The following is a 17,377-nucleotide window of genomic DNA, read 5'->3' as shown; positions in this document are numbered from 1 at the left end:
AGCTATTATTTTTTAGCTGCTTTTGGTCGCTTAGTACCATATTTAGAACGACCTTGCATACGGCCATCCACACCAGCAGTATCAAGTGCACCACGTACGATATGGTAACGTACCCCTGGTAAATCTTTTACACGTCCACCGCGGATAAGTACCACGCTGTGTTCTTGTAAGTTGTGACCAATACCTGGGATATAAGCTGTTACCTCGATACCGTTTGTTAAACGTACACGAGCATATTTACGAAGAGCCGAGTTCGGTTTCTTCGGTGTCATAGTACCCACACGTGTACATACACCACGTTTTTGTGGAGAAGATTGATTAGTTTGAGCTTTTTTGAAGCTGTTGTAACCTCTGTTTAAAGCAGGTGAGTCAGATTTTTTACCTTTACTCACACGACCATTACGGATTAATTGGTTAATAGTAGGCATTTAAATTTTCCTCCTTTCGCCTTTTGTAAGACCACACATCCAGGTGGTTCATTTTTTAGCAAAAAACAAAGTCTTTGAAACTAAAAGTTCAAAAACGTGTTAACTAATAATTGCAACAGTTGCAGCGTTAACTTCTATCCTACAAGCTTGACCAAGCTTTCGCATAGAAGGGACATACGTATACGGAACGTTTTCTTGCTGTGCCGTTTTTGCCACAATGTATGTGACATAAAAATCAGCGTCTTCAGCAATGATGACTTCCTTTACTGTACCTTTTTTTAATGCTTTCACCGTCTGCTTTGTTCCTACAATAATATGATCAGCCTGTAATACTTTTTCATAAGACATTATCATATCCTCCAAAGTAACAGGTAGTTTATAGGAGCACCTTTGATATAGTATCATTCCCTAGAATGGATGTCAACTAACGTTTTGTAGTTTTTTAAAAAAACATCCATTCTAGAGTAATGATTTTATAATTAGTCGATTGTTACCGTTTCTTCAGCTTGGTTTTTGATCGGTTCAGCATTACGATATCTCGTCATACCTGTACCAGCCGGAACTAGCTTACCAATGATAACATTCTCTTTAAGTCCAAGCAACTCATCACGTTTTCCTTTAATTGCAGCATCCGTAAGAACACGCGTTGTTTCTTGGAATGACGCAGCAGATAAGAAGGAATCAGTTTCAAGAGATGCTTTTGTAATACCAAGTAATACAGGACGGCCCGTCGCTGGACGATTGCCTTCAAGTAATACTTTTTCATTTGCATCAGTGAATTGGTGAATATCAAGTAATGAACCTGGTAATACATCTGTATCTCCTGAATCCATTACACGCACTTTACGAAGCATTTGGCGAACCATTACCTCTACGTGTTTATCTCCAATTTCTACCCCTTGCATACGGTATACTTTTTGCACCTCACGAAGCAAGTACTCTTGTACAGCCGTGATATCTTTTACTTTTAGTAATTCTTTAGGATCAATTGAACCTTCTGTTAATTCTTGACCACGTGCAATGCGCTGTCCTTCAATAACTTTCAGACGTGCACTGTACGGAGCTGTGTAAGAACGAGTTTCAATCTCTCCTTGAACAGTAATTTCATGTTGACGATCGCGTCCTTCAGAAATGCCGGCAATTGTACCTTCAATTTCAGAAATAACGGCTTGACCTTTAGGGTTACGCGCTTCGAAGATCTCTTGGATACGCGGTAAACCTTGAGTGATATCGTCTCCAGCAACCCCACCTGTATGGAATGTACGCATCGTTAACTGTGTACCTGGCTCACCGATAGATTGAGCAGCGATGATACCAACTGCTTCACCCACTTCAACTTCTGAACCAGTTGCAAGGTTACGACCGTAACATTTTTTACATACACCGTGGCGAGTGTTACAAGTGAATGCAGAACGAATCCATACTTCTTCAACACCAGCATCCACAATTGTTTCAGCTAGGTCTTCTGTAATTAGTTCGTTTTCTTTCACTAACACTTCGTTTGTTCCTGGGTGAAGTAGTGTTTTTCTTGCATAACGTCCAATTAGACGCTCATCAAGTTTCTCAATTTCTTCTGTTCCTTCTTTGATTGCAACAGCCAGAATACCGCGGTCTGTACCACAGTCGTCATCACGTACGATAACGTCTTGTGCCACGTCAACCAAACGACGAGTAAGGTAACCTGAGTCAGCTGTTTTAAGAGCCGTATCGGCAAGACCTTTACGTGCACCATGGGTAGAGATAAAGTACTCTAATACTGTTAAACCTTCACGGAAACTAGATTTGATTGGTAACTCAATGATACGACCAGACGGGTTGGCCATTAGTCCACGCATACCTGCAAGCTGAGTGAAGTTAGATGCATTACCACGGGCACCAGAGTCACTCATCATGAAGATTGGATTGCGTTTGTCCAATGACGCCATTAATTTACCTTGGATAACGTCTTTCGCGCTACTCCATACAGAGATAACACGCTCATAACGCTCATCTTCAGTAATTAAACCGCGACGGAATTGTTTTAGTACGTTATCTACTTTAGCTTGCGCTTCTGTTAAGATAACTTCTTTTTCTCCTAAAACCACGATATCAGCTACACCAACTGTAATACCGGCTTTAGTAGAATATTTGAAACCTAGGTCTTTCATACGGTCAAGCATTTTAGAAGTCTCAGTAATTTTGAAACGTTTAAATACTTCAGCGATAATATTACCTAAGATTTTTTTCTTAAACGGTGCGATAGCCGGTTGATTCTTGATGAATTCCTTCACATCTGCACCTTTTTCAACAAAGTACTTCTCAGGAGTTTTCACTTCTAAGTTTTCTCTTGTTGGTTCGTTAATGTATGGGAACGATTTTGGTAAAATTTCGTTGAAAACTAATTTACCAACCGTTGTAACAAGCAACTGTTGATTTTGTGCTTCTGTAAACGTTTCGTTGTTTAAAGAACCTGCATACACACCTACACGTGTATGAAGATGCACATAACCGTTTTGGTACGCTAATAGTGCTTCATTTGTATCCTTGAATACCATACCTTCTCCAACTGCCTCTTCACGCTCAAGCGTTAAGTAGTAGTTACCTAATACCATATCCTGTGAAGGTGTAACAACTGGTTTACCATCTTTAGGGTTCAAGATATTTTGAGCAGCAAGCATTAAGATACGTGCTTCTGCTTGTGCTTCTGCAGATAATGGAACATGAACCGCCATTTGGTCACCGTCAAAGTCAGCGTTATATGCTGTACATACAAGCGGGTGAAGACGGATAGCGCGACCTTCTACAAGCGTAGGTTCAAATGCTTGAATACCTAGTCTGTGTAGCGTTGGTGCACGGTTTAAAAGAACTGGATGCTCTTTAATAACCGATTCTAATACGTCCCATACTTCAGGTTGCACGCGTTCAATTTTACGTTTTGCACTCTTGATGTTATGAGCTAAACCGCGTTCAACAAGCTCTTTCATTACGAAAGGTTTGAAAAGCTCTAACGCCATTTCTTTTGGAAGACCACATTGATACATCTTTAAGTTCGGACCTACAACGATTACCGAACGGCCAGAGTAGTCAACACGTTTACCTAATAAGTTTTGACGGAAGCGACCTTGCTTACCTTTTAACATGTGAGAAAGAGATTTTAATGGACGGTTACCTGGTCCTGTTACCGGACGTCCGCGACGACCATTATCGATTAATGCATCTACAGCTTCTTGAAGCATACGCTTTTCGTTTTGAACGATAATGCTAGGAGCTCCAAGGTCTAATAAACGCTTTAAGCGGTTGTTACGGTTAATTACACGGCGATATAAATCATTTAGATCAGACGTAGCAAAGCGTCCACCATCTAATTGAACCATTGGACGAAGTTCTGGCGGAATAACCGGTAGAACGTCTAAAATCATCCAAGAAGGTTCGTTACCAGAATGACGGAAAGCCTCTAGTACTTCTAAACGTTTAATGGCACGTGTACGACGTTGACCTTGAGCAGTTTTCAATTCTTCTTTCAAAGCATCTACTTCTTTATCAAGATCGATGTCATGCAATAATTTCTTAACAGCTTCAGCACCCATTGCTGCATGGAAAGTTTGTCCGTACTTCTCACGATACGCACGGTATTCTTTCTCTGATAAAAGCTGTTTCTTTTCAAGTGGTGTATCACCAGCATCTGTTACTACATAAGAAGCAAAATAAATGATTTCCTCTAGCGCACGAGGGGACATGTCTAAGACAAGTCCCATGCGGCTAGGAATACCTTTAAAGTACCAAATATGAGAAACAGGTGCAGCTAGTTCGATATGACCCATGCGTTCACGACGAACTTTTGCGCGCGTAACTTCTACGCCGCAACGATCACATACAACACCTTTATAACGAACGCGCTTATATTTTCCGCAGTGACATTCCCAGTCCTTTTGTGGACCAAAAATACGCTCACAGAATAAGCCGTCTTTTTCAGGTTTTAACGTACGATAGTTGATCGTTTCAGGTTTTTTTACCTCACCGTACGACCAAGAACGAATTTTATCTGGCGAAGCTAGACCGATTTTCATATACTCAAAGTTATTTACATCTAGCAAGGAGCCTACCTCCCTTTTAATCTACAGGTTTTTTCCCTTAACGTTTATATGAAAGTAATTCCTTACTCTTTTGTGACAGGATCTTTTTGTCCTTCAGAAAGGCTTTCTTCGTTATCAGCAATAATTGATTCTGTTGGTTGCTCATGGTCCTCTTCTGAGTCCATGATATCAATTTCTTGCTCGTCAGCAGAAAGCATCTTCACATCCATACCTAAACTTTGTAGTTCTTTAATTAATACTTTGAACGATTCAGGTATGCCAGGTTCTGGAATGTTTTCACCTTTAACAATTGCTTCGTATGTTTTCACACGACCTACTACGTCATCTGATTTCACTGTTAAGATCTCTTGTAATGTGTAAGCAGCACCGTATGCTTCAAGTGCCCATACCTCCATCTCACCAAAACGCTGTCCACCGAACTGCGCTTTACCACCAAGTGGTTGTTGTGTAACAAGTGAGTATGGTCCAGTAGAACGAGCGTGAAGTTTATCGTCTACCATGTGAGCAAGTTTGATCATGTACATGATTCCTACTGATACACGGTTATCGAATGGTTCACCTGTTCGACCATCATATAGAACTGTTTTAGCATCACGAGACATGCCAGCTTCTTCGATTGTTGCCCACACATCTTCCTCACGCGCACCATCAAATACTGGAGACGCAACGTGAATGCCAAGCTTACGAGCAGCCATACCTAAATGAAGCTCTAGCACCTGACCGATGTTCATACGAGATGGTACCCCTAATGGGTTTAACATGATGTCAATTGGCGTACCGTCTGGTAGATAAGGCATATCTTCTTCAGGTAAAATACGTGAAATTACACCTTTGTTACCGTGACGACCGGCCATTTTGTCACCTTCAGAAATTTTACGCTTCTGAACAATATATACACGGACTAATTGGTTTACACCTGGTGGTAATTCGTCGCCATCTTCACGGTTGAAGACTTTAACATCAAGAATGATTCCACCGCCGCCGTGCGGTACACGAAGAGAAGTATCACGAACTTCACGCGCTTTTTCACCGAAAATAGCGTGTAGAAGACGTTCTTCAGCTGTTAGTTCTGTTACACCTTTTGGCGTTACTTTACCAACTAAAAGATCTCCGTCTTTTACTTCTGCACCAATGCGGATGATTCCACGCTCATCTAAGTTGCGAAGCGCATCTTCACCTACGTTTGGAATGTCACGCGTAATTTCTTCAGGTCCAAGCTTCGTATCACGAGACTCAGATTCATATTCTTCAATATGAACAGACGTATATACATCATCTTTCACAAGGCGTTCACTCATGATGATGGCATCCTCATAGTTGTAACCATCCCATGTCATGAAACCAACCATTACGTTTCGTCCTAAAGCAAGCTCACCTTTTTCCATTGAAGGACCGTCGGCTAAGATCTCACCTTTTACTACTTCGTCGCCAACTGAAACAATTGGACGCTGGTTGTAACAAGTACCTTGGTTAGAACGAACAAATTTTAATAATTTGTATTGATCTAAGTTACCTTTAACTTTTTGTCCGTCTACTTCTTCATAGCGGCGAACAAAAATTTGTTTTGCTTCTACGCGCTCTACAACGCCAGGATATTTACAAATCACGGCTGCACCAGAGTCTTTACCAGATACGTATTCCATACCTGTACCTACGATTGGTGCTTCAGGATTTAATAAAGGTACTGCTTGACGTTGCATGTTCGCACCCATTAATGCACGGTTAGAGTCATCGTTCTCTAAGAATGGGATACATGCTGTAGCGGCAGATACAACTTGTTTTGGTGATACATCCATATAATCTAAACGATCGCGACGGATAACCGTGTTTTCTCCACGGAAACGTGCAACGACATTTTCATCTAAGAATGAACCATCATCACCTAGACGAGCGTTCGCTTGGGCTACAACATAGTTATCTTCTTCATCAGCTGTTAAGTAGTCAATTCGCTCTGTCACTTTACCTGTTTCAGGATCGATACGACGGTAAGGTGTTTCGATGAAACCGAATTTGTTTACTTTTGCATAAGAAGATAGTGAGTTGATTAACCCGATATTCGGACCCTCTGGCGTTTCAATCGGACACATACGGCCATAGTGGGAGTAGTGAACGTCACGCACTTCAAAACCAGCGCGCTCACGCGTTAAACCACCAGGTCCTAGAGCTGAAAGACGACGTTTGTGCGTCAATTCGCCTAATGGATTCGTTTGATCCATGAACTGTGATAATTGAGAACTTCCAAAGAACTCTTTAATCGCCGCAATAACTGGGCGAATATTAATTAATTGTTGAGGTGTGATTGTATTCGTGTCTTGAATTGACATTCTTTCACGAACAACACGTTCCATACGAGATAAACCGATACGGAATTGGTTTTGTAACAATTCACCTACAGAACGCAGACGACGGTTACCTAAGTGGTCGATATCATCTGTGTCTCCTACTTGATGAAGCAAGTTAAAGAAGTAACTGATTGATGCTAAAATATCAGCAGGTGTGATATTTTTAACTTCTTCTGTTACATATGCGTTACCTGATACAGTGATGATTTTTTCACCTTCTGGATCATTTGGCGCATAAATCTTAATAGATTGTAATGTAACATCGTCTTCTACTACTCCACCAACCGGACTATAAGTTTTGAAGTTTACTCCACCTTCAAGCATCGGAATCAAGCGATCTAGCAGACGGCGGTCAATCATTGCGCCTTTTTCTGCAATAATTTCACCTGTTTCAGGATCAACTAATGTTTCAGCTAGCTTTTGATTAAATAAGCGATGTTTGATATGAAGCTTTTTATTAATTTTATAGCGACCTACGTTCGCTAAGTCATATCGTTTTGGATCAAAGAAGCGAGATACTAATAGAGACTTCGCATTCTCAACTGTCGGTGGTTCACCCGGACGTAAACGCTCATAGATTTCTAATAGCGCTTTTTCCGTTGTTTCCGTATTATCTTTTTCAAGCGTATTACGGATGTATTCATTATCACCGATTAAATCGATAATCTCTTGGTCAGAACCGAAACCTAGCGCGCGTAACAGCACTGTTACTGGCAGTTTACGAGTACGATCAATACGCACGTATACTACATCTTTTGCATCAGTTTCATATTCTAGCCATGCACCACGGTTAGGGATAACAGTTGCTGTATATCCTTTTTTACCGTTTTTATCAAGCTTTCCACTATAGTAAACACTTGGTGAACGAACCAACTGTGATACGATAACACGCTCAGCACCATTAATCACAAAGGTACCTGTTTCGGTCATCAATGGGAAATCTCCCATGAACACATCTTGGTCTTTTACTTCACCTGTTTCTTTATTAATTAACCGCACCTTAACACGAAGAGGTGCTGCATAAGTTACATCACGTTCTTTGGACTCTCCTACTGAATACTTTGGCTCACCTAAGCTGTAATCAATAAATTCTAGTGATAAGTTACCTGTAAAATCATCAATCGGAGAAATATCTTGGAACATTTCTCGTAAACCTTCATCTAAAAACCATTGGTATGAAGCCGTTTGAATCTCGATTAAGTTCGGTAACTCTAAAACTTCACTAATACGAGCATAACTTCTGCGTTGGCGGTGGCGTCCATACTGAACTAGTTGACCTGTCAACTGATTCACCCCTCAAATCAAGCGTTATTATTCAAAATATATAATAAACCATATGTTTATTATTGAACAAAAGAAAAATGGTCTCTTTAAATAGAAAACCACAATTTCATAAAAACGTACTATTGATTTTATTAGTTTTTCCCATATAATTCAAAATTATACCTTTTATTTTATGTATAACCCGAGCTTATATGGAATATTTATATATTGGCATTTTATAATGCTAACATACTAAAAAATATTAGTCAACATTTTTTAGCACATATGATATAATACCCTTTTTTCTTTTCTACTACTTCTACTTCATTAAATAGAGATTCTAATTTCGCAAGAGCAGATGGCGCTCCTTGCTTTTTCTGAATCACAATCCAAAGTTCTCCTTGGTCAGCAAGGTGATCTAATGATTTTTCTAGAATTTCATGAACAACTTTTTTACCCGCACGGATCGGCGGATTACTAAGAATAGCTGCAAAATTCGTTTCCTTCACATTTTCATAGCAAGAGCTTTGATAGATTGAAACATTTGATACTGAATTAACTTCAGCATTTTTTTGAGCTAGTGCTAATGCACGTTCATTAACATCAACCATATGGACGTTTCTTTGGCTGTCCTCTTTTGCAAGTGCCAACCCAATTGGGCCATATCCGCATCCAACATCCAGAAGCGGGCCGGGACTCTCGGGCATTTGAAACGTTTCAATTAACAGACGCGATCCAAAATCGATCTCTTTTTTTGAAAAAACACCGCGGTCACTCGTAAATGAAAAAGAGGTTCCTCTCAATTCAAATGAAAAGCGCTCTTCATTACTTGCAGACGATGGTGTATTAGAAAAATAATGTTCTGTCAAAATAGAACCTCCTAATCAATATGTTCTTCTTTACTATAAATGAAAAGGATGACAGAAGCAAAAAAGCTCGCTTGTACAAGCGAGCTTTTTTATATCAGTTGTTAAGCAATAATTACTTAACTTCTACAGAAGCGCCAACTTCTTCAAGTTTAGCTTTTGCTTCTTCAGCTTCTTCTTTAGAAATACCTTCTTTAAGAGCTTTTGGAGCGTTATCAACGATTTCTTTAGCTTCTTTTAAGCCAAGACCAGTGATTTCACGTACTACTTTGATAACTTTGATTTTTTGTCCGCCAGCACTTTCAAGTACTAGGTCAAATTCAGTTTTCTCAGCAGCAGCTTCACCAGCAGCACCGCCAGCTACAGCTACAGGAGCAGCAGCAGTTACGCCAAATTCTTCTTCGATTGCTTTTACTAAATCGTTAAGTTCTAAAACAGTCATATTTTTAACTGCTTCAATGATTTGTTCTTGAGTCATTGTTAATTTCCTCCTTGTGATTGTGTTATATATAACAGACTAGATTATGCACCTTGTTCTTCTTTTTGATCTGCCACAGCTTTTGTAGCAAGAGCAAGGTTGCGAATTGGAGCTTGAAGCACGCTAAGCAACATAGAAAGTAAGCCTTCGCGAGATGGTAGTTCTGCAAGTGCTTTAATTTCTTCAACAGATGCAACATTACCTTCAATTACACCAGCTTTGATTTCTAACGCTTCGTGTTCTTTCGCGAAGTTGTTTAGAATTTTAGCTGGAGCAACAACATCTTCTCCACCAAATGCGATTGCATTTGGACCTACTAACGCATCATTAAGATCTGTTAGTTCAAGTTTTTCTACAGCACGGCGAGTTAAAGTGTTTTTGTAAACTTTGAACTCAATGCCTGCTTCACGTAATTGCTTACGAAGTTCAGTAACTTCAGCAACATTCAAACCACGGTAGTCAACGACAACTATTGAGTTACTCGCTTGAAGTTTTTCAGCAATTTCGTCTACGACTTGTTTCTTTTGTTCAATTACGTTGCTCATCTTTACACCTCCTGTAGATTTCCTTCCGTACACTCAGACAAGGTGCAATAAAAAACCCCCATGACAATAAAGACATGGAGGTGTAGTAAGCGAACCATAACGTTTCACTAATTTATCTCACACACCTCGGTAGGAAATTAAGCTTTGCAGCACCTACTGTCTACGGTACAAATGTTATTCTTTTTAACAACATTATCTATTATAATCAGGGACTTTCAAAAAGTCAACACCGATTTATTTCCAAATTTATTAAGCAGAGAATGAAGCAGTATCAACTTTGATACCAGGGCCCATTGTTGAAGTAACAGCTACGTTCTTCATGTATGTGCCTTTTGCTGCTGCCGGCTTAGCTTTTACCATAGTTTCGAAGATTGTAGTGAAGTTTTCAACTAACTTGCTCTCTTCGAAAGATACTTTACCGATTGGTACGTGGATGTTACCAGCTTTATCAACGCGGTATTCTACTTTACCAGCTTTGATTTCGTTAACTGCTTTTTGAACATCAAATGTTACTGTACCAGTTTTAGGGTTTGGCATTAAACCTTTAGGTCCTAATACACGACCAAGTTTACCAACTTCACCCATCATATCTGGAGTAGCTACGATTACATCGAACTCGAACCAACCTTGTTGGATTTTGTTGATGTAGTCAGCATCGCCAACGTAGTCAGCGCCTGCAGCTTCAGCTTCTTTAGCTTTTTCGCCTTTAGCGAATACTAATACACGTTGAGTTTTACCTGTACCGTTTGGTAGTACTACTGCACCACGAATTTGTTGGTCAGCTTTCTTAGGGTCAACTCCTAAACGGAATGCTACTTCTACAGTTGCATCAAATTTAGTTGTGTTTGTTTTCTTTACTAATTCAATCGCTTCTTGTACTGAATAAGTTTGTGTACGATCTACAAGCTTAGCAGCTTCAACGTACTTTTTACCTTTTTTAGCCATTTTTGTTTCCTCCTTATGTGGTTTTAACGGAATAACCTCCCACTAATAAAGGTTGCGAGCATAGGAAAACTTCCATTTCTCGCAACCTTCTAACACCCAATCAAATGGAATTAGTCTTCAACTACGATTCCCATACTGCGCGCTGTACCTTCTACCATGCGCATTGCAGATTCAACGCTAGCAGCGTTTAAGTCAGGCATTTTAGTTTCAGCAATCTCACGCACTTTGTCACGCTTGACTGTTGCAACTTTATTACGGTTTGGTTCACCAGAACCAGACTCAATACCAGCCGCTTTCTTAAGTAGTACAGCAGCAGGTGGAGTTTTCGTAATAAATGTAAATGAACGGTCTTCAAATACCGTGATTTCAACAGGAATGATAAGACCAGCTTGATCAGCTGTGCGAGCGTTAAACTCCTTACAGAAACCCATGATGTTAACACCGGCTTGACCTAATGCAGGACCAACTGGTGGCGCTGGATTTGCTTTACCTGCAGGAATTTGTAACTTAACAAGTTTAATTACTTTTTTAGCCACGAGACACACCTCCTTAAGTCCGTGATGTGGTAATAGGGCGATGCCCTCCCACTCAATGTTCTTTATATATAAAATAAAGAAATAGTTGTTTTAGTCTCTAGTTTTGAGACATACTGACTTATGAAATATTAACATTAAACTTCATGAATTGCAAGGTCTTACAGATTATATTTTTTCAATTTGTGTAAAGTCTAGCTCTACTGGCGTTTGTCTTCCGAACATATCCACATGAACCTTAACTTTACGTTTATCTGTATCGATTTCTTCAATGGTACCTTCGAAGTTTGCAAACGGACCTTCTTGAACCAATACTGTTTCTTTTAGTTCAAAGTCAAAGTCAGCATGCTTCTCGTCCATGCCCATTTGTTTTAAGATCATTTCTACTTCTTCTGGTAGAAGAGCAGTTGGCTTTGAGCCAGAACCTGCTGAACCTACAAAGCCTGTAACGCCAGGTGTATTACGAACTACATACCATGAATCATCCGTCATGATGATTTCAACTAACACGTACCCTGGAAATACTTTTTTCTTTGTAATCTTTTCTTTGTTGTTCTTAATTTCTCTTTCTTCTTCTTCAGGAACAACAACGCGGAAAATTTTATCTTGCATACCCATTGTTTCTACGCGCTTTTCTAAATTTGTTTTTACTTTATTTTCATATCCAGAATAAGTATGGACTACATACCAATTTTTCTCCATTTCTGAGGACTATACGTCCTTCCCTCCCAGCTCACTATAAAATAAGATGTCCTAATCTATTGCACAGACAACGCACTAGGAAAATAGTTGACTCCTAGCACAATCATTCTTAAAGCAAATTAAAAAACCCGTCTCCGGGCTTTTCTGAAAAAAACATAATTTAGCTTTATTATACCATGATTTAAGTCAATTTATTCAAGGGATTAAACGAATAAGTGACGAAATTCCGTAATCAACTACTACAAAAAAGAGTGTCATAAATACAACTGTAGAAATAACAGTAATTGTATAACGAGTTAGCTCATTTTTTTTAGGCCAACTTACCTTCTTCATCTCACGCCCAACATCACGTAAGAAATTTCCTACACGGTTCATGTTTGTAACCTCCAATAAATTAAAAGGGGTATTAGTCTGTGCAGATTATTGATCTACTTTGTTTCACGATGAATCGTATGTGCGTTACACGTTTTGCAAAACTTCTTCATTTCTAAACGCTCTTCGTTTTGCTGTGTGTTTTTCATAGTCGTATAGTTACGACTAGCGCATTGCACACACGCAAGTACAACTTTTTTACGCATAATGTCAACCACCTATAGAGTGATAATGTCTATAAAAAAGTATCACAGACTTTCTTAGCATGTCAATATGAGGATAGAAGGCTACATTGTGATTTCACGAATCTCGAGGTAGCGCTCTAATTTCCTTTTCACACGCTGAAGTGCATTATCGATGGATTTGACGTGGCGGTTTAACTCTTCTGAAATCTCTTGATAAGATTGACCATCTAAATAAAGAACGAGAACTTTTCGCTCAAGATCACTTAAAAGTTCAGCCATCTTTAATTCAATATCATCAAACTTCTCTCGATTAATGAGCAACTCTTCTGGATTTGCTACTTTTGTCCCCGAAATAACATCCATTAAGGTTCGGTCGGACTCTTCATCATATATTGGCTTGTCCAATGATACATAAGAGTTTAATGGAATATGTTTTTGCCTTGTTGCGGTTTTAATAGCGGTAATAATTTGCCTGGTAATGCAAAGTTCAGCAAAAGCTTTAAACGAAGTTAGCTTATCTTCTCTAAAATCTCTAATTGCCTTATATAACCCTATCATACCTTCTTGTACAATATCTTCACGGTCTGCCCCAATTAAAAAATATGACCGCGCCTTTGCTCGCACAAAGTTTTTGTATTTATGAATCAAATACTCTAATGCGTCAATATCGCCTTTATGCACAAGATCGACAACTGTTTCATCCTCTTGTTGTTCGAAATGAGCATGCAGTTTTCTCCCATAATTATCGCCCATATCGATCCCCCCGACCGCACAGTAGATAGAAATATTATACAGTAGCTAATTCCGTACCGTCAATAACCTCACCGCTGTCCCCGACGCCATTTTTCGAAAATTTCGGCTACTTGATTGGAAAGTTGAATGCGTGCCGCTGGCTTTTGATTTTGAATAGACTTCACATCAAGATTAATATGTTTCTCAATCTGCTCAATTTCGTTGTACAATTCTCGAGCAGAAATTCTGAGCGCACCTTGTCCAAAGATTGCCCACTGCTCCGTGAAATCAGATGTAGCAACATGAATCTGTGTCTTTACATTGCTTAGCTCTTGAGCCAGCTTTTCAATGTACTCATCCGCTGTTTCATTTTCTCTTGTAAATACAACGTCAACCTTATGATTTTTTGCCTTCTTTTCAATTCCTTCGACCATATGAGCATCGAAGACAATAATGACACGGTACCCCATATATGCTTGATACTCTGCCATCTTTTCGATTAACAGGTCTCGAGCACCGGCTAAATCATTATCTCTAAGCTTTCTTAGGTCGGGCCACGCACCTATCATGTTATAACCATCCACCAGTAGAATATCCATTCTTATTCACCTAGAGGATGGCGTTTTCGGTAAACCTCATACATGAGAAGACTAGCTGCTACAGATGCATTTAACGATGTAACATGCCCAACCATTGGAAGTTGTACAAGGAAGTCGCATTTTTCACGAATCAAACGACTCATGCCTTTTCCTTCGCTTCCAATCACTAACGTAAGCGGCATACCTCCATCTAAGTTGCGATAATCATCGCTTTCTTTCGCATCTGTTCCAACAATCCATACGCCTCGATCTTTTAATTCATCAATCGTCCTTGATAGGTTTGTTACCCTTGCTACGGGAACATGTTCAATCGCTCCTGTAGAGGCCTTAGCTACAGTGGCCGTTAATCCAACTGAACGGCGCTTTGGAATAATAATACCGTGTGCGCCAACGGCATCGGCTGTTCGCATAATAGAACCTAAATTATGGGGATCTTCAAGCTCATCTAGCAGAAGAAAAAACGGACTTTCATTACGTTTTTCCGCTAAGTTAAATAAATCATCTAACTCTGCATATTGATAAGCAGCAACTTGTGCAGCTACTCCTTGATGAATACCGTCTACCATTTGTTCAATTTTCTTTTTCGGTACAAACTGCACTAATACACCATTACGTTTTGCTAACTGCGTGATTTGCCCCATAGAACCGCCTTGCGATCCTTCGGCAATCCATAGTTTGTTAATGTCACGCCCAGACTTTAGGGCTTCTAGGACCGGATTACGTCCAATAATAAATTCATGTTCCATGATTCATTCCTCCCTCTCCTTCATCGACGAAAGAGATAGCTTTAGTAATAAGTTCCATCATTCTTTCTTCTTCACCTAAAAGATACAAATAGCCTACGACCGCTTCAAATGCTGTACTGTAGCGATACGTTTGCACATCTGTGTTTTTAGGGACTGTACCGGACTTTGCATTGCGTCCTCGGCGCAGTACACCTTCTTCTTCTTCAGTAAAAAAGTTTTCATTTTTAAAATAATATACGATTTGCGCTTGTGCTTTTGCTGATACATATTTTTTAGCTTTATTATGAAGCTGGTTAGGGCGCACTGTCCCTAACACCAGCAGGTGGCGGCGAACATGTAAATCAAACACCGCATCACCCATATAAGCAAGAGCTAAGCTATTTAGCTGTTTTACATCTAATTTACTGCTGCTCATAACACTATTATCCTCTTTTCCATCTTGTTCCTTGTGCGGTATCTTCTAAAATAATATTTTTAGCCTTTAATTCATCTCGAATTTGATCTGCTAATTGGAAATTACGATCTTTACGAGCCTGAATACGATCTTGGATCAATTGATCAATTTCTTCGTCTAGAAGTTCAGCTTCTCCAAACGTAATGCCTATTGCAGCACCTAATTCTTTAAACTCTTTAATAAAGGCTTCAATTACATCTGTAGACGTTGTTTGTTCTAATAAATACAAGTTAGCTTGCTTTGCTAGCTCGAACAGAACAGAAATGGCATTTGCCGTATTAAAATCATCATCCATCTCTTCAACAAACGTTTCGCGAAGCTCTTTTAGCTTTTCGAACCATTCTGAAGCATCTTCTTGAAGATTTGTTGCTGCCTCTAGACGGTGAGTTAAGTTGCCGTAAGCTGTTTGCAGACGCTCAAACCCTTTGCGCGTATTCTCTAAAATTTCTTCGTTATAGTTAATCGGGTGACGATAGTGAACAGATAAAATAAAGAATCGAAGTAGGGACGGATCATGCTTTTTAATAATGTCATGAACTAACACGAAGTTCCCTAGTGATTTAGACATCTTTTCATTATCAATATTGATATATCCGTTATGAAGCCAGTATTTCGCAAACGATTTCCCAGTGAGCGCTTCTGATTGGGCGATTTCATTTTCATGATGAGGGAAAGCTAAATCCTGACCGCCTGCGTGGATATCAATTGTATCACCTAAATACTTGCGTGCCATCGCAGAGCACTCGATATGCCAGCCTGGTCTTCCTTGACCCCAAGGGCTATCCCATGCGATCTCCCCATCTTTGGTTGCTTTCCAAAGAGTAAAGTCTAATGGATCTTCTTTCTTTTCTCCAACTTCGATACGAGCACCGGATTGCAATTCATCAATAGATTGATGTGATAATTTTCCGTATCCTTCAAACTTACGTGTACGATAGTATACATCACCCTCTGACTCATATGCATATCCTTTTTTCACCAGTTCATCAATGAACTCAATAATGATATCCATATTTTCAGTTACGCGTGGATGCACATCGGCATGCTTGCATCCAAGAGCTGACGTATCTTCAAAGTAGGCATCGATAAAGCGGTTTGCGATCGTTGGAACATCTTCTCCTAACTCTTTTGCTGCCTTAATTAATTTATCATCCACATCTGTGAAGTTTGAGACATACTCTACATCGTAACCTCTAAATTCTAAATAGCGGCGCACCGTATCAAATACGATTGCAGGACGCGCATTTCCAATATGAATATAGTTATACACGGTCGGTCCGCACACGTACATTTTGACTTTGTTTTCTTCCAGCGGTACAAACGTCTCTTTTTGACGTGTTAACGTGTTATATAGCTTAATTGCCATGGTGAATCTTCCCTTCTTTTAATTCCTTTAATTGATTTTGCAGGTGTAAAATTTCTTTCTCTAGCTGTTTAAAACGCTCTGCATCTGGATCTGGCAAATCTTGATGATTCAAATCTTTTGGAATCCGGACGCCATTTTGAATGACGACTCGGCCAGGGATACCAACAACCGTTGAGTTTTCTGGGACGTCATTTAACACAACTGAGCCCGCTCCAATTTTGGAGTGCGCATGAATCGTAATCGACCCTAGCACTTTAGCACCTGTTGCAATTAAGACATTGTCTTCGATCGTCGGGTGACGCTTTCCTTTTTCTTTCCCTGTTCCTCCGAGTGTTACTCCTTGATATACTGTTACATTATCTCCAATTTCGCACGTTTCCCCAATAACAATTCCCATCCCGTGGTCAATAAAAAATCGGCGGCCAATTTTCGCACCCGGATGAATTTCAATCCCTGTGAAGAATCGGCTAATTTGTGAGATTACACGTGCCAGAAAAAACCACTTTCTTTTAAAAAGCCCATGAGCTAATCTATGTGCCCAAATAGCATGCAACCCTGAATAGGTTAATATCACTTCAATATAACTTCTTGCTGCAGGATCTTGTTCAAATATGGCCTCAATGTCTTCCTTTAACAACTTTAGCATCATCTCACCCCAATTCCGCTATTTCTCTATCTACTCATTGATTGTATAAAAAAACGCCCCTATGTCAAATGACACAGAGACGTATATACGCGGTTCCACTCT

The 17,377-nt window shown here is 39.7% G+C and carries 18 protein-coding genes and 2 other annotated features (1 of these 20 running past the window's edge); all 18 genes read right to left on the bottom strand.

All coding sequences use genetic code 11. From position 1 onward, the window contains the following. Positions 1–5 precede the first annotated feature (5 nt). The 18 genes from rpsL to cysE all read right to left on the bottom strand — a co-directional run bounded on the left by rpsL (position 6) and on the right by cysE (position 17,275). Positions 6–428: a 30S ribosomal protein S12 gene (gene rpsL / locus OK414_RS00500; protein WP_013054922.1), complete on the bottom strand. Its 423-nt coding sequence runs from the start codon at positions 426–428 to the stop codon at positions 6–8. 99 nt (positions 429–527) lie between these two features. After that, a complete protein-coding gene (locus OK414_RS00495) occupies positions 528–776 on the bottom strand; it encodes a 50S ribosomal protein L7ae-like protein (RefSeq protein ID WP_263046083.1) in 249 nt (82 codons plus the stop codon). A gap of 131 nt (positions 777–907) precedes the next feature. Beyond that, positions 908–4,501, bottom strand: a complete 3,594-nt coding sequence (gene rpoC / locus OK414_RS00490; RefSeq protein ID WP_013081369.1) for a DNA-directed RNA polymerase subunit beta' — start codon at positions 4,499–4,501, stop codon at positions 908–910. A 62-nt stretch (positions 4,502–4,563) separates the two neighbouring features. After that, the gene (gene rpoB, locus OK414_RS00485) at positions 4,564–8,127 is read right to left on the bottom strand and encodes a DNA-directed RNA polymerase subunit beta (RefSeq protein ID WP_013081368.1); all 3,564 of its coding nucleotides are present in this window, start codon (positions 8,125–8,127) and stop codon (positions 4,564–4,566) included. A 245-nt stretch (positions 8,128–8,372) separates the two neighbouring features. Further along, a complete protein-coding gene (locus OK414_RS00480) occupies positions 8,373–8,975 on the bottom strand; it encodes a class I SAM-dependent methyltransferase (RefSeq protein ID WP_013081367.1) in 603 nt (200 codons plus the stop codon). A 112-nt stretch (positions 8,976–9,087) separates the two neighbouring features. Next, positions 9,088–9,450: a 50S ribosomal protein L7/L12 gene (gene rplL / locus OK414_RS00475; RefSeq protein ID WP_013054917.1), complete on the bottom strand. Its 363-nt coding sequence runs from the start codon at positions 9,448–9,450 to the stop codon at positions 9,088–9,090. 44 nt (positions 9,451–9,494) lie between these two features. Further along, positions 9,495–9,995: a 50S ribosomal protein L10 gene (gene rplJ, locus OK414_RS00470; RefSeq protein WP_013054916.1), complete on the bottom strand. Its 501-nt coding sequence runs from the start codon at positions 9,993–9,995 to the stop codon at positions 9,495–9,497. A 40-nt stretch (positions 9,996–10,035) separates the two neighbouring features. Continuing rightward, positions 10,036–10,179, bottom strand: a sequence feature (ribosomal protein L10 leader region). A gap of 65 nt (positions 10,180–10,244) precedes the next feature. After that, on the bottom strand, positions 10,245–10,940 hold the full coding sequence (rplA, locus tag OK414_RS00465; RefSeq protein WP_013054915.1) for a 50S ribosomal protein L1: 696 nt from the start codon (positions 10,938–10,940) through the stop codon (positions 10,245–10,247). Between the two features lie 110 nt (positions 10,941–11,050). Continuing rightward, a complete protein-coding gene (gene rplK / locus OK414_RS00460; RefSeq protein ID WP_013054914.1) occupies positions 11,051–11,476 on the bottom strand; it encodes a 50S ribosomal protein L11 in 426 nt (141 codons plus the stop codon). Positions 11,477–11,641: 165 nt separating this feature from the next. Further along, entirely contained in the window at positions 11,642–12,175 is a 534-nt protein-coding gene (gene nusG / locus OK414_RS00455) for a transcription termination/antitermination protein NusG (RefSeq protein ID WP_013054913.1), read from the bottom strand. Between the two features lie 195 nt (positions 12,176–12,370). Beyond that, entirely contained in the window at positions 12,371–12,550 is a 180-nt protein-coding gene (gene secE, locus OK414_RS00450) for a preprotein translocase subunit SecE (RefSeq protein ID WP_013054912.1), read from the bottom strand. Between the two features lie 53 nt (positions 12,551–12,603). Then, complete coding sequence (rpmG, locus tag OK414_RS00445; protein ID WP_013081365.1) at positions 12,604–12,753, bottom strand: 50S ribosomal protein L33; 150 nt, start codon at positions 12,751–12,753, stop codon at positions 12,604–12,606. A gap of 81 nt (positions 12,754–12,834) precedes the next feature. Further along, the gene (gene sigH / locus OK414_RS00440) at positions 12,835–13,485 is read right to left on the bottom strand and encodes an RNA polymerase sporulation sigma factor SigH (RefSeq protein WP_013054910.1); all 651 of its coding nucleotides are present in this window, start codon (positions 13,483–13,485) and stop codon (positions 12,835–12,837) included. Positions 13,486–13,553: 68 nt separating this feature from the next. After that, complete coding sequence (locus OK414_RS00435) at positions 13,554–14,063, bottom strand: NYN domain-containing protein (protein ID WP_016762723.1); 510 nt, start codon at positions 14,061–14,063, stop codon at positions 13,554–13,556. A gap of 2 nt (positions 14,064–14,065) precedes the next feature. Then, positions 14,066–14,809 (bottom strand): 23S rRNA (guanosine(2251)-2'-O)-methyltransferase RlmB, encoded by a 744-nt coding sequence (gene rlmB, locus OK414_RS00430; RefSeq protein ID WP_013054908.1) that lies wholly within the window; start codon positions 14,807–14,809, stop codon positions 14,066–14,068. Beyond that, a complete protein-coding gene (locus OK414_RS00425; RefSeq protein WP_013054907.1) occupies positions 14,799–15,224 on the bottom strand; it encodes a Mini-ribonuclease 3 in 426 nt (141 codons plus the stop codon). The genes rlmB and OK414_RS00425 overlap by 11 nt, the downstream gene beginning before the upstream one ends. A 7-nt stretch (positions 15,225–15,231) precedes the next feature. Beyond that, positions 15,232–16,629 carry a cysteine--tRNA ligase gene (gene cysS / locus OK414_RS00420; RefSeq protein ID WP_025753194.1) on the bottom strand — a complete coding sequence of 466 codons (1,398 nt, stop codon included), beginning with the start codon at positions 16,627–16,629 and terminating at the stop codon, positions 15,232–15,234. After that, positions 16,619–17,275 carry a serine O-acetyltransferase gene (gene cysE / locus OK414_RS00415; protein ID WP_013054905.1) on the bottom strand — a complete coding sequence of 219 codons (657 nt, stop codon included), beginning with the start codon at positions 17,273–17,275 and terminating at the stop codon, positions 16,619–16,621. Before cysE ends, cysS begins: the two co-directional genes overlap by 11 nt. A gap of 72 nt (positions 17,276–17,347) precedes the next feature. Further along, positions 17,348–17,377 (bottom strand) — a binding site (T-box leader); it runs 194 nt beyond the window's last position.

Origin of the sequence: Priestia sp. JV24, from assembly GCF_025910025.1 — a bacterium.
GTDB classification, from domain to species: domain Bacteria; phylum Bacillota; class Bacilli; order Bacillales; family Bacillaceae_H; genus Priestia; species Priestia megaterium.
This window is presented reverse-complemented; position numbering and strand designations above follow the sequence as displayed.

Bases quoted from the DNA above. Each gene is read 5' to 3' on its own strand.
- rlmB (WP_013054908.1), bottom strand. From the start codon at position 14,809: ATGGAACATGAATTTATTATTGGACGTAATCCGGTCCTAGAAGCCCTA.
- rplA (WP_013054915.1), bottom strand. From the start codon at position 10,940: ATGGCTAAAAAAGGTAAAAAGTACGTTGAAGCTGCTAAGCTTGTAGAT.
- OK414_RS00495 (WP_263046083.1), bottom strand. From the start codon at position 776: ATGTCTTATGAAAAAGTATTACAGGCTGATCATATTATTGTAGGAACA.
- rplJ (WP_013054916.1), bottom strand. From the start codon at position 9,995: ATGAGCAACGTAATTGAACAAAAGAAACAAGTCGTAGACGAAATTGCT.
- nusG (WP_013054913.1), bottom strand. From the start codon at position 12,175: ATGGAGAAAAATTGGTATGTAGTCCATACTTATTCTGGATATGAAAAT.
- OK414_RS00435 (WP_016762723.1), bottom strand. From the start codon at position 14,063: ATGGATATTCTACTGGTGGATGGTTATAACATGATAGGTGCGTGGCCC.
- cysE (WP_013054905.1), bottom strand. From the start codon at position 17,275: ATGCTAAAGTTGTTAAAGGAAGACATTGAGGCCATATTTGAACAAGAT.
- cysS (WP_025753194.1), bottom strand. From the start codon at position 16,629: ATGGCAATTAAGCTATATAACACGTTAACACGTCAAAAAGAGACGTTT.
- sigH (WP_013054910.1), bottom strand. From the start codon at position 13,485: ATGGGCGATAATTATGGGAGAAAACTGCATGCTCATTTCGAACAACAA.
- OK414_RS00425 (WP_013054907.1), bottom strand. From the start codon at position 15,224: ATGAGCAGCAGTAAATTAGATGTAAAACAGCTAAATAGCTTAGCTCTT.
- rpsL (WP_013054922.1), bottom strand. From the start codon at position 428: ATGCCTACTATTAACCAATTAATCCGTAATGGTCGTGTGAGTAAAGGT.
- rplL (WP_013054917.1), bottom strand. From the start codon at position 9,450: ATGACTCAAGAACAAATCATTGAAGCAGTTAAAAATATGACTGTTTTA.
- secE (WP_013054912.1), bottom strand. From the start codon at position 12,550: ATGAACCGTGTAGGAAATTTCTTACGTGATGTTGGGCGTGAGATGAAG.
- rpmG (WP_013081365.1), bottom strand. From the start codon at position 12,753: ATGCGTAAAAAAGTTGTACTTGCGTGTGTGCAATGCGCTAGTCGTAAC.